This window comes from Streptomyces aurantiacus (genome assembly GCF_001418335.1).
GTDB lineage: Bacteria > Actinomycetota > Actinomycetes > Streptomycetales > Streptomycetaceae > Streptomyces > Streptomyces aurantiacus.
In genome coordinates, this window is the sequence record NZ_LIPP01000405.1 from 1 (window position 1) to 11,622 (window position 11,622).

The window sequence follows — 11,622 nt, forward strand, 5'->3', positions numbered from 1 at the left end:
CCCCCACCCCCATCCGCACACCCACACCCACGCCCCGGTCCTCAAGCTCAAGGACACTCTTCTGCTCGGCTTCGCCGGAGGGCTCGTCCCCAGCCCCTCCGCCGTCGTCGTACTCGTCGGTGCCGCGGCGCTCGGCAAGGCCTGGTTCGGGCTGCTGCTCGTACTGGCCTACGGGGTCGGGCTCGCGCTCACCCTCACGGCGGCCGGGTTCGCCGTGGTGAAGGTCGGCAGCCGGGTCGCGAAGGCGATCGAGAACGGTGCCCGGTGGTCGGGCAGCAGGACCGCGGCGCTGCTCCGCCGGGGCACGCCCCTCGGCTCCGCCTTCGTCGTGGTGGCACTCGGGGCGGGATTGGTGTTCAAGGGGGCGGCAACAGCTCTCGGTTGAGCTACTTTTGTTCAGAATCGTGCGGATGCTAATGGGTCGTGCGAATGGGTCATGCGGATACGAATGGGGGCGCCCGTGTCCGAGCAACCGGGCAGTGAACGTGTGATCGCGGGCCGCTACCGGCTGCTCTCTCCGCTGGGCGAGGGCGGGATGGGGACGGTGTGGCGCGCCCGCGACGAGGTCCTGCACCGCGAGGTCGCCGTCAAGGAGGTACGGGCTCCGGGCGGACTGCCGGGCCCTGACGTCGAGCGGATGTACGCCCGGCTTGAGCGTGAGGCGTGGGCCGCCGCCCGCGTCTCGAACCGCAATGTGGTGACGGTCTACGACGTGGCGATGGAGGACGGCCGCCCGTGGATCGTGATGGAGCTGATCCGCGGGATCGCCCTCTCCGACGTGCTGGACGCCGAGGGCCCGTTGTCGCCGCAGCGCGCCGCCCACATCGGCGCGGAGGTGCTCGCCGCGCTGCGGGCCGCGCACGAGGCGGGTGTGCTGCACCGGGATGTGAAGCCCGGCAACGTCCTGATGTCGAACGACGGCCGCGTGGTGCTCACCGACTTCGGTATCGCCACGGTCGAGGGGAGTTCGGCGCTCACCATGACCGGTGAGGTGATCGGCTCGCCCGAGTTCCTCGCCCCCGAGCGGGCGCTCGGCCGTACGCCGGGGCCCGAGTCCGACCTGTGGTCGCTCGGCGTGCTCCTCTACGCGGCCGTCGAGGGCAACTCGCCGTTCCGCCAGAACACCCCGCTCAGCACCCTGCGCGCGGTCGTCGACGAGGAGTTGCCGACGCCGCGCCGGGCCGGCCCGCTCGCTCCGGTCATCGAGGGTTTGCTGCGCAAGAACCCGGCGGAGCGGCTGTCGGCCGAGGACGCCGACCAGGACCTTCGGATCGTGTCGGCCGGCGGCACACCCCGTACGGGCACCACGGGCACCGTCCCGTACACGCCGACGGTCGCGGGGCTCCCCCAGCCGGCCGCCACGCAGCCGGCCCCCGTCCCTGCGTACACGCCCGCCGCCCACACCCCGCAGCAGAGCCCTGTCGTGGCGACCACGACCACGACGTCACCGCCGGCTCATCCCCGGCGCGCCATGGTCGCGGTGATCGCGGGCCTGGTCGCTCTCGCCCTCGCGCTCGCGGGCCTGACCTACGCCCTGGTCGACCGCGACGACGGAGGCAACGGCGCCGAGGGCTCCGACGGGCAGTCGAGCAGCGGGGGTTCGACGAGCGGCGGGGACGACGGAGGGACCGGCGCGGGCGACAGCGACGGCGGCTCGACGACGGAGAACTCCGGTACGAACGGCACGAACGGCACGAACGGCACGGACGGCGGCTCGACCACCGGCGGCGGACAGACGACGCACGCGCCGGTCCAGTCCGTGCGGGTGACGGTCGCGGGCTCGCACACCGACTACACCGGCAGCTGCCCGCCGCCCGAGGCGGGGGCTCCCACCTTCACGGCGACGTTCACCGTGGGCGTCGTACCGGCCGACGTGGAGTACCGCTGGGTGACGGAGACCGGCCAGGTGTCCGACCCGGGCTGGAAGACCCTGTCGTTCCCGGCGGGTGGCGGGAAGACGAAACAGAACACGGTCGCCGTGACGACGTACGACGCGTCCGGGACGTACGAGGACAAGATCGCCGTGGAGGTCCGCAGCCCGAAGCGGACGAAGTCGAACGCGGTGCCCTTCTCGGTGACGTGCGAGACGGAGGCCCCGACGGGCGGGACCTCCGATTCCGCGACGTCCCGGGCACTGTCCCCGAACGGAGCGATCAAGCCGCGGCGCTGATCAGGCCGCGGGTGCTGGTCGGGCCACGGTGCCGGTCAGGCCGCGGCGGTGAAGACGGGCAGGTAGCCGCCCGACTGGCCGGCGGCGGTGGGGTGGTAGGACTCGCCGATGTTCAGCCAGTTGAGGCTGTGCAGCCAGGCGCTGCCTGAGCAGATCTCGTGGTTGGTGAAGGTGGAGCGTACGTCGCCGAACGTGAAGCCGTGGTCGGCGGCGCGCTTGGCGATGGCGCTGTCCAGGTAGTCGGCGGCGCCGTTGATGGCGGCCCGTTCCGTCTCGGAGAGACCGGTGAGGCAGCTGCCGCTGAGCTTGTAGAAGCGGGGGTAGCCCACGACGACGACCTGGGCCGCCGGAGCCTTGGCGCTGATCGCCGAGTAGACCGAGTCGAGTTTGCCGGGCAGCGTCGAGTCGACGTATGCCTTCGCCGTGTTGATGCGTGCCAGGCAGCTGCTCTCGGACTGCAGGACACAGGTGGTCATGACGTCGGCGAAGCCCGCGTCGTTGCCGCCGACGGAGACGGAGACGAGGCCGGTGCCGGAGTCGAGCGGGCCCAGCTGGTTGGCCAGAACATCACCCGTACGAGCGCCCGAGCAGGCCGTGAAGCTGAACGACGAGGGTGAGTTCGCGGCCGCCCAGAGGTAGGGGTAGGCCTTCGTGCTGCGCTTGCAGTCGCCGCTTGAGCTGATGTAGCTGCCGGCGCCGACACCGGAGGAGTAGGAGTCGCCGAGGGCCACATAGCCCGTGGCGGCGGCTTGTTGGGTCGCCTGGGCCGTCGTCGCCCCGGTGAGGGCGAAGGCGGTGGCGAGGAGGAGCGAGGTCACGTATGCCGTAAGTCGGGAACGTCTCATGGAACCTCCCTTTAGCAGGATCTCTGCCGTAACTTTCGTACCAGCTACGCGTGTTGACAGGAAGTGTTCATGCCAAGACTTTTCCGGACCGACCGGTGCTTCCTCCGGGTGTTCACCACACGTTCGATTGCGTGCTCATGACAGATGTGTGACAAAGCGTCAACTCCCTTGAGCTACGCCCGTAGATCGATCACGCTGATGTCTCGGCCGGTAGCGGAACGCGACGCTCCTGGCTGTGCGTGCGATCAAGCGCGCACCCCCCACAGACGCGCGCCCCACCCTGGCGTGCGCCGCCTATGAGGAGGAATCCCTCGTAATGGCACATCTGCGTAGCAAGAAGATCCGGATCGCCACCGTGACCTCCGTGGCGACCGCCGCCCTGCTCGGCGCCGTCACTGCGCTCCCCGCCCAGGCCGCGGCGCCGGCCGAGGGCCGGGTGCTGGCGGCGGGCTCCCCCACCGCCGTCAAGGACAGCTACATCGTCACGCTGGAGAAGGACGCGGACTTCAAGGCGTCGTCGGCCGAGGGCAAGAGCCTGATCAAGGAGTACGGCGGCACCGTCGACAAGACGTTCGGCGCCGCGCTGAACGGCTACTCGGCGAACCTCTCCGCGACGGAGGCCCGCAGACTCGCCGCCGACCCGTCGGTGGCCACGGTCGAGCAGAACCAGACGGTGCGCGCGAGCGACACCACCCAGTCCAACGCGCCCTGGGGCCTGGACCGTTCCGACCAGGCGTCGTTGCCGCTGTCCGGCACGTACACCTACCCGGACTCGGCGGGCAGCGGTGTGACGGCGTACGTCATCGACACCGGCGTGCGCATCACGCACGCGCAGATCAGCGGCCGGGCCACCTACGGCTACGACGCCGTGGACGGCGACACCACCGCCTCGGACGGCAACGGTCACGGCACGCACGTCGCCACGACCATCGCGGGCTCGACCTACGGCATCGCCAAGAAGGCGAAGATCGTGGCGGTCCGCGTGCTCGACAACAACGGCTCCGGCACCACCGCGGGCGTCATCGCCGGCATCAACTGGGTGACCGCGAACCACAGCGGTCCCTCGGTCGCCAACATGTCGCTCGGCGGCGGCGCCTCCACCACGCTGGACAACGCGGTGGCCAGTTCCATCGCGAGCGGCGTGACCTACGCGGTCGCGGCGGGCAACAGCAGCGCCAACGCCTCCTCGTACTCCCCGGCCCGGGTCGCGACGGCGATCACGGTCGGCGCCACCACCAACACGGACGCCAGGGCCAGCTACTCGAACTACGGCTCGGTCCTGGACATCTTCGCCCCCGGCTCGTCGATCACGGCGGGCTGGAACACCAGCGACACCGCGACGAACACGATCTCCGGTACGTCGATGGCCACGCCGCACGTCGCGGGCGCCGCCGCCGTCTACCTGGCGGGCCACACCTCGGCCACCCCGGCCCAGGTCTCCACGGCCCTGGTGAACGGCGCCACCACAGGCAAGGTGACCAGCCCCGGCACGGGCTCTCCCAACCGCCTCCTGAAGATAGTCCCGTAACCCGACACGCACCCAGGCACCCGCGCTCCCCACAGCCCACCAGGGCTGCGGGGAGCCGCGGTTCGCGTTCCCGGGGGCAACACGGAAACCTGATGCACGGGGCGCCCGCGTGACGGATCATGGCGGCATGTCAGCCAACCCGCACGACGCTCTGCCGATCCGGCTCAACGTCGACGACAGCGACTCACCGTCGGACGTCGTCGACGCGCTGTTCCTCGGCCGCTTCGCGACGGGCGAGCAGCCGCACTCGCACGCGGCGAACATCGACCGCGTACGGTCCGGGGTCTCTCTCCTCCCGCCCGGCGCCCGCGTCCTGCGGTCCGCCCGCGACGACGACCGCAGCGCCACGCTCGCGGAGGGCGAGGGCTGGACGCTGCTCGTGTCCCGCTGGAACCGCGGCGCCGACGTCACGGTCACCGCGACCAGCGAGGAACTCGCCGAGAAGGTCCTCGGCCAGGCCACGGACGGCGCGGCCGACGAACCCGAACCGCAGCCGGAGAACGTGACCATGGGCTTCTGGTACGTGTCGCCACGGCGCGGCCCGCACCGCACGACCCGGCAGATCTCGGCGGGTACGTGGGAGGAGGTGCGCGCCAACTACACGGCGCCGGTGGCGGACGCCATGGACGGCCTGATGAAGACGACACCGGAGGGCATCGCGGGCCGGCTGCTGTTGCTGCACGGCCCGCCGGGCACGGGCAAGACGTCGGCGCTCCGCACGCTGGCGCGCTCGTGGCGGGACTGGTGCCAGGTGGACTGCGTCCTGGACCCGGAGCGGCTGTTCTCCGACGTCGGATATCTGATGGACATCGCCATCGGCGAGGAGGACGGCACGGGGAAGGGCCGCTGGCGGCTGCTCCTCCTTGAGGACTGCGACGAACTGATCCGCGGCGAGGCCAAGCACACGGCGGGGCAGGCGCTCTCACGGCTGCTCAACCTCACGGACGGCCTGCTGGGCCAGGGCCGCAACGTACTGGTGGGCGTCACCACCAACGAGGACCTGGAGCGCCTGCACCCCGCGGTGGTCCGCCCCGGCCGCTGTCTCGCACGGATCGAGGTCGGCCCCCTCACCCGCCGCGAGTCCACGGCCTGGCTCGGCACGGAGGAGGGCGTGGGCCGCGACGGCGCGACCCTGGCCGAGCTGTACGCCCTGCGCCGGGGCACCACACCGACCTCGGTCCCGGGCCAACGAGAGGGCACGGACGCGGGCTTGTACTTGTAAGGAGCCTGTGTCTCCCAAAGGGGGGCTGGGCGGGGTCAGGGGGAGGTTGAGGTGGGGACGCAGCCGTCAGCCGGACTCCCCGTACGCCGCGCGCAGCGCGTCCCGGGCCGCTTCGAGTGCGGCGCCCTCGGACAACCCGAGCCGCCGCACACGATCGGCGTAGGCCTGCGCGGCCGACGCGGCTTCCCGGTCCGCCGCCGAGCCTGCGGCAGCGACCAGCGTTCCGTTGCGGCCCCGCGTCTCGATGACCCCGTCCGCTTCGAGTGCCCGGTACGCCTTGGCGACCGTGTTGGCGGCGAGACCGAGTTCCTCGGCCAGCCCCCGTACGGTCGGCAGCCGGTACCCCACCGGCAGCGCCCCGGCCCTCGCCTGCTCGGAGATCTGGGCGCGCACCTGCTCGTAGGGCGCGACCCCCGTACCGTCAGCAATGTCGATCTTCAACGTCACCCGGTGATTGTCCCGCACCCACCGGAAAAACCCACCGGAAAATGAGAGGCGTCCTGTCATACCTCGCGCGTAGCGTGCGCTTCCATGACTGTGATCGTCCGCGACTTCCGCACCGAGGATGCCGAGGACGCCGAAGGCTTCTCGCGCATCCGGCGTCTGGCGGTCCCCTACATACTCTCCACCCCGGAGTCCGTCCTCCACGACGTCACGCACGCACACCCCGACGCCCATGTCCGGCCGCTGGTCGCCGAGGAGGACGGCGAGATCGTCGGCACGGCCCAGACCGGCATCGTGTACGACAGCCCGGAGCCCGGCCAGGGCTACCTGAACGTGTACGTGCACCCGGCGCACCGGGGCCGCGGCGCCGGCTCCCTGCTCACCCGGACCGCCGAGGAGTACCTCGCCGAGGTGTCCGCGACGAAGCTCTTCGCCTGGGTCCTCGACGAACCCGCGAACCGTGCCTTCGCCGAGCGGCGCGGCTACCGCGCGAGCCGCTCGGCACACTTCCTCCGCCTCGACCTGGCGAACGGTTCGCTGCCGCCGCGCCGGGAACCGCCCGCGGGTGTCGAACTGCGCACGGGCACGGACTTCGCGGACGACCCGCGCCCCCTCTTCGCGCTGGACGCGGAGACGCTCGCGGACGAACCGAGCGACATCGCCCACGAGTTCACCGACTACGAGGCATGGCTGAGGGAGACCTGGCACCACCCGCTCCTCAGCCATGAGCTGACCTCCGTCGCGGTCGTCGACGGCCGGCCCGCCGCGTTCAGCGCCGCCCGCACCGACGGCGGCACGACCTACGGCACGATGATGACCGGCACCGCCCGCGCGCACCGCGGACGGGGTCTCGCCATGCTGGCCAAGAACGACTCCCTGCACCGCGCCCGCGCCGCCGGCTTCACGGAGGCGTTCACCGGCAACGACTCGGGCAACGAGCCGATGCTGGCGATCAACAAACGGTTCGGTTACGAGATCTGCGCCACGGAGGTACAGCATGTCCGCGAACTCGGCTGATCCCTCGCCCCGGCCCGCCGCCCCGGACACCGTGGACGCCGCCCGGGGGGTCGTGGACGTCGTCCTGGTCAAGGCGGGCCGTACGAAGATCCGCTATCCGGCCGAACTGCTCCACGACGACGGGACGCACGTCACCGTCCGCGCGGCCTGGGCGGGCGCCGACGTCCGCGACTTCGGCTTCGTACGCTTCGAGCCGGGCGACGTCTTCACCGAGCACTACTGGCGTGACCGCTGGTACTCGGTGAAGGAGGTCCGGGACGCCGAGGGCGCGCTGAAGGGCTGGTACTGCGACATCGCCCGCCCCGCCACGGTCGCCGCGGGCGAGGTGGTCTGCGAGGACCTCGACCTGGATCTGTGGCGCTCCGCCGACGGCGAGGCCGTACTGCGGCTGGACGAGGACGAGTTCGCGGCGAGCTGCCTGGAGACCACCGACCCGTCAGCCGCGTCCGCCGCTCGGGCCGCCCTGGACGAACTCGAACGCGTGGCCCGCGAGGGCGACTTCGAGGCACTGCTGACCCGGTCCCACCTGCCTGGTCACGGCACGGCGATCACCGCGTAGCGCTCGTCCGCCACCTCGCGGCCCCACAGCAGCGAGTCGTCCGACAGCTCTTCCACCCGCACGTCCTCCGCGACATGCGCGAGCAGGGCGGTCAGCCGGTCGGCGGATATGCCCACCGGGCTCACCGTCCCCCAGACGCCTTCGATGAGGACGAGCCGTCCGCCGGGGCGCAGCAGCCCGCGCCAGTGCCGCAGGACGCGGCCGGGATCGGGCAGCGTCCACAGCACATGGCGGACGAGGACGACATCGAACCGCTGCTCCCCGACGGGTGGGGCGGCCGCGTCACCGACCAGGAACGCGGCGTCGCGTCCGGCCAGTTTGGCGCGGGCCAGCTCGACCATGCGGGGCGACAGGTCGACGCCGGTGACCCGGTGCCGCGCCTCGGACGCGAGGAGTGACAGCGTCCCCGTGCCGCAGCCCAGATCGAGCACGTCCGCCGGGCCCCGGGGCAGCCAGCCGCGCAGTCTGGCCGCCCACGCCTCGCGCACGGCGGGGTCCCGCAGTCCGTGGTCGGGCTCATCGTCGAACGTGACGGACTCCGCGTCCCAGTCGACGCCGGACCGTGCTCCACCAGGCTTGTCACTCGTCATGCGCCCAGAGTGACACCCGCCACTGACAACGCCCCGGCCCAGGTGTCCGGCATGCGGACTCACAGGTGAAACGTGACACCCGCCACTGACAAGCGGCCACCGATGAGTCACCCTCCCGGGAATGGTCTATCTCCGTGAAAACGCGGAACCCGATAGACGCAAGGGAGGCCCTTATGCGCCGCGTATCCGTGCAGAAGCCCCTGAAGAAGTCGGACGCCCGTCGCGTACGGGAAGAGACCGACGAGCGCCCGGCCGAGCGTCCGGAAGTCCGCAAGGACATCCATCGCACCTGGTGGCCGGACGGATGAGACGGCCGGATGAGACGGCCGGATGAGACGGCCGGCCCGGCAGCCATGAGTGCGGTGCGGAGGTCTTTCGGCCGTCAGCGTACGAGCCGCTTGCGGTAGTGGAGCCGGTCGTAGGGACCGTCCACGCGGCGCTCCACGAGTTCGTACCCGTAGCGGGGGTAGAGCCGCTGGTTCTCCCACATCTTCCCGTTCGTGTAGAGCCTGACCTCGGGCAGCCCCAGCGCCCGCGCGTGCGCGTCCACGAAGGCGAGCAGCCGCCGTCCCACGCCCTGCCCGTGCGCGTCCGGGTGGACGGCGATGCTGTGGAGGAACAGGTGGCCCTCGCACGCCTCGACCACCACGAGTCCGACCACGGGCTCCCCCGTGACGAACACCCGACCCGCGGCGATCTCTGCCGCGTGGTCCGCCCGCATCGGCTGCGGCACGACCCCGATGCGCTCGATGTAGTGGCCGTACGCCGCATCGGTCACGGCTTTCACGGCGGCCACGTCGGCGAGGACGGCGGGGCGGATCTCCGGGTCTCTCGGACTCTCTGCCGAATTGCCCGCCGGACTGTCTGCCGAACTGTCTGTCATGGCCGGAACGGTACCTACCTGAGCCCAGTCTCAGCACTCCCTTAACGGCACCATAAGAATCGTCTGCACCCACTCCCAGCAGGCGATTTCGCGGTTCGCAGGGGCTAGCTTGCTGACCGCCCCCAGGCATCACAGGCCCAGCAGGCCGCCCCAGGTCCGTTTCCCGAGGAGTTCCCCATGCACGCTCGCCGCCGCAAGGCCGCTGCCCGCATCGCCACCGTCGCCGCGTTCGGTGTCACCCCGCTCGCCCTGACCGCGCTCGCCGCCGCCCCGGCCGTCGCGCACGGCTCGATGACGGACCCGGTGAGCCGGGTCGCGGCCTGCTTCGCGGAGGGTCCGGAGAACCCGAAGTCCGCTGCCTGCAAGGCGGCGGTCGCGGCCAGTGGCACGCAGGCCCTCTACGACTGGAACGGCGTCAACATCGCCAACGCGGCCGGAAAGTCGAAGGAGATCATCCCCGACGGGAAGCTGTGCGGCGCCGGCAACGACAAGTACAAGGGCCTCGACCTGGCCCGCGCCGACTGGCCGGCCACCCGGCTGACCTCGGGCAACCGCACCTTCCACTACAAGGCGACCGCTCCGCACAAGGGCTCGTTCGAGCTGTACGTCACCAGGGACGGGTACGACCCGACGAAGCCGCTGAAGTGGTCGGACCTGGAGTCGAAGCCGTTCGCCAAGGTCACCGACCCACGACTGGAGAACGGCGCCTACGTCTTCAACGGGGTCGTCCCGGTCAAGTCGGGCCGGCACCTCATCTACTCGATCTGGCAGCGCTCGGATTCCCCCGAGGCCTTCTACACCTGCTCGGACGTCGTCTTCGCCGAGGGCGGCGCGGGCGCGGGCGCGGAGGCCTCGGCGGCCCCGACCGCGTCGGCGCCGTCCGACGAGGAGATCACGGACGGTGCCGACAAGTCGTCCGTGGAGCACGGGGGCCACGGTGACGACGACCCGAAGACCCAGGCCACAGCCACGGCGGCCGCAGCCGCAGCCGCGGGCACGAAGTCGGACACGGCCGGAGCCGCCGAGGCCGCGGACGGCTCCGCCGGTGCCGCCGAACCCGCCGGTGAGTCGGCGAACCTCGCCGAGACCGGAGGGTCCGACTCGACCTCGTACATCGCGGTCGGTGGGGCGGCCACGTTGGCGATCGGTGCCGCGGCGCTGTTCGCCTCGGTCCGGCGCCGTGCGGTCGGCAGCCGCTAGGCGCTCCGCGGGGGTGCGTAAGGGGGTCTGTTGTGGGGGAACTGGGGGAACTGCGGGTCCGTTGCGGCTGGTCGCGCAGTTCCCCCGTACCCCTGACACGGGGCGCGTGCCCCAGGTCGCTACCCGATCGCCGACAGGCAGGTCGTCGGGGTGGCGTGGGCCGGGTCCAGGGCGTTCGCCACCTCGTGGAAGGCGATCCGGTCGATGAGCCCGATCGCCACGTGCTCGGAGAGGTCGAGCGCGCACAGGTCCTGGAGCAGGACGTTGCGCACGGCCGGTCCTTCGAGGAACTGCGAGCGGTACGGCGTGACGACCTCGTCGTACTTGGTGGCGATGACCGTGTAGCGGACACCTGGCACGGTGTCGCCGCCCGCGTTGAGCCTGGTGAGGAACGCGGAGCCCGCCATTTGGTCGGCGAGGGCCGGGGTGGCCGTGGAGAGCAGGTCGCCCGCACCGGGGAAGTACGGGAGCAGGTTGGTCAGTCCGTTCAGGGTGGTGCCGTGGTTGTCCGGGGCGATACCGACGAGGGCGTTCACCTTGGCGGCCCCACCGAGGAACTTCAGGTAGTGGCGGGGCATCAGACCGCCCTGCGAGTGGCCGACCAGGTCCGCCTCGGCCGATCCGGTCGCGGCCAGCACCTTGTCGACGAAGGCCTTCAGCTGCTCTGCCGACTTGTCGATGGGGCCGAGGCCGTGGACAAGCGGTACGCCGGGGAGTTGCCCGTAGTCGAGGGCGTAGACGCAGTAGTCGCGGTTCACCAGATAGGGCGCGAGGCCCAGCCAGTTGTCCACGGAGTTGGCGAAGGTGCCGTGGACGAGGACGACGGGGCGCGGGTGGGCGGCGGACGGTTTGCAGGAGTAGTCGTTCCAGCCTCTGCCGGCCACGGCACCGGCCCGGTCGGCGGCAGCGGTGGCGGTGGCGGTGGGAGCAGCGGTGGCGGTGGCGGCGGGGACGATCGTGACGGCGGCGGCCAGCAGCAGCGCTGACAGGGGTCTGAGCAGGTGTTTCCAGGGCAGCATCGAGTGATCTCCTTGCGGCTCAAGGGAGTGACGAGGCATACGCCCTGTGATCCGGATCACGAGGATGCTGTTCTGTTTTCAAGTTACGGGCGAGTAGCAAAAGTGTGAAGTTACGCGTCAGTAAAAACTTCCAGCACCCCCACCC

Annotated in this window: 12 protein-coding genes and 1 pseudogene; 8 read left to right on the forward strand and 5 right to left on the reverse strand. The window is 71.1% G+C overall.

What is annotated here, in order from left to right:
* Window positions 1-385: pseudogene (locus AOK01_RS36870) on the forward strand (urease accessory protein UreH domain-containing protein); the annotation flags it as partial.
* Window positions 386-448: 63 nt separating this feature from the next.
* A complete protein-coding gene (locus tag AOK01_RS36875; protein ID WP_107100014.1) occupies window positions 449-2,170 on the forward strand; it encodes a serine/threonine-protein kinase in 1,722 nt (573 codons plus the stop codon).
* Window positions 2,171-2,205: 35 nt separating this feature from the next.
* On the opposite strand, the gene AOK01_RS36880 is transcribed toward AOK01_RS36875, so the two are convergent.
* Window positions 2,206-3,015 (reverse strand): SGNH/GDSL hydrolase family protein, encoded by an 810-nt coding sequence (locus tag AOK01_RS36880; RefSeq protein ID WP_055519473.1) that lies wholly within the window; start codon window positions 3,013-3,015, stop codon window positions 2,206-2,208.
* 316 nt (window positions 3,016-3,331) lie between these two features.
* Between AOK01_RS36880 and AOK01_RS36885 the strand changes: the two genes are divergently transcribed.
* Complete coding sequence (locus tag AOK01_RS36885) at window positions 3,332-4,543, forward strand: S8 family peptidase (RefSeq protein WP_055519475.1); 1,212 nt, start codon at window positions 3,332-3,334, stop codon at window positions 4,541-4,543.
* A 127-nt stretch (window positions 4,544-4,670) separates the two neighbouring features.
* Window positions 4,671-5,765 carry a DUF5925 domain-containing protein gene (locus AOK01_RS36890; protein WP_055519476.1) on the forward strand — a complete coding sequence of 365 codons (1,095 nt, stop codon included), beginning with the start codon at window positions 4,671-4,673 and terminating at the stop codon, window positions 5,763-5,765.
* A gap of 66 nt (window positions 5,766-5,831) precedes the next feature.
* Here the strand turns inward: AOK01_RS36890 and AOK01_RS36895 are convergent, their stop codons facing one another.
* Window positions 5,832-6,212 carry a GntR family transcriptional regulator gene (locus tag AOK01_RS36895; protein WP_190853493.1) on the reverse strand — a complete coding sequence of 127 codons (381 nt, stop codon included), beginning with the start codon at window positions 6,210-6,212 and terminating at the stop codon, window positions 5,832-5,834.
* Between the two features lie 84 nt (window positions 6,213-6,296).
* Between AOK01_RS36895 and AOK01_RS36900 the strand changes: the two genes are divergently transcribed.
* Together AOK01_RS36900 and AOK01_RS36905 are read left to right on the forward strand one after the other, a co-directional pair.
* Window positions 6,297-7,226: a GNAT family N-acetyltransferase gene (locus AOK01_RS36900; protein WP_055519480.1), complete on the forward strand. Its 930-nt coding sequence runs from the start codon at window positions 6,297-6,299 to the stop codon at window positions 7,224-7,226.
* The gene (locus AOK01_RS36905; RefSeq protein WP_055519482.1) at window positions 7,207-7,785 is read left to right on the forward strand and encodes a ribonuclease FAU-1 family protein; all 579 of its coding nucleotides are present in this window, start codon (window positions 7,207-7,209) and stop codon (window positions 7,783-7,785) included. Before AOK01_RS36900 ends, AOK01_RS36905 begins: the two co-directional genes overlap by 20 nt.
* Here the strand turns inward: AOK01_RS36905 and AOK01_RS36910 are convergent.
* Window positions 7,761-8,375 carry a class I SAM-dependent methyltransferase gene (locus AOK01_RS36910; RefSeq protein ID WP_055519483.1) on the reverse strand — a complete coding sequence of 205 codons (615 nt, stop codon included), beginning with the start codon at window positions 8,373-8,375 and terminating at the stop codon, window positions 7,761-7,763. The two genes, AOK01_RS36905 and AOK01_RS36910, sit on opposite strands and share 25 nt — an antisense overlap.
* 173 nt (window positions 8,376-8,548) lie before the next feature.
* Here AOK01_RS36910 and AOK01_RS46260 point away from each other — a divergent pair, with 173 nt between their 5' ends.
* Entirely contained in the window at window positions 8,549-8,683 is a 135-nt protein-coding gene (locus tag AOK01_RS46260) for a hypothetical protein (RefSeq protein WP_107100015.1), read from the forward strand.
* A gap of 74 nt (window positions 8,684-8,757) precedes the next feature.
* On the opposite strand, the gene AOK01_RS36915 is transcribed toward AOK01_RS46260, so the two are convergent.
* Window positions 8,758-9,258 carry a GNAT family N-acetyltransferase gene (locus tag AOK01_RS36915; protein ID WP_079104060.1) on the reverse strand — a complete coding sequence of 167 codons (501 nt, stop codon included), beginning with the start codon at window positions 9,256-9,258 and terminating at the stop codon, window positions 8,758-8,760.
* A 177-nt stretch (window positions 9,259-9,435) separates the two neighbouring features.
* On the opposite strand from AOK01_RS36915, the gene AOK01_RS36920 reads away from it, so the two are divergent.
* Window positions 9,436-10,458: a lytic polysaccharide monooxygenase auxiliary activity family 9 protein gene (locus AOK01_RS36920; RefSeq protein ID WP_055519485.1), complete on the forward strand. Its 1,023-nt coding sequence runs from the start codon at window positions 9,436-9,438 to the stop codon at window positions 10,456-10,458.
* A gap of 119 nt (window positions 10,459-10,577) precedes the next feature.
* Here AOK01_RS36920 and AOK01_RS36925 read toward each other — a convergent pair whose 3' ends face one another.
* Window positions 10,578-11,477, reverse strand: a complete 900-nt coding sequence (locus AOK01_RS36925; protein ID WP_055519487.1) for an esterase/lipase family protein — start codon at window positions 11,475-11,477, stop codon at window positions 10,578-10,580.
* Window positions 11,478-11,622 lie beyond the last annotated feature (145 nt).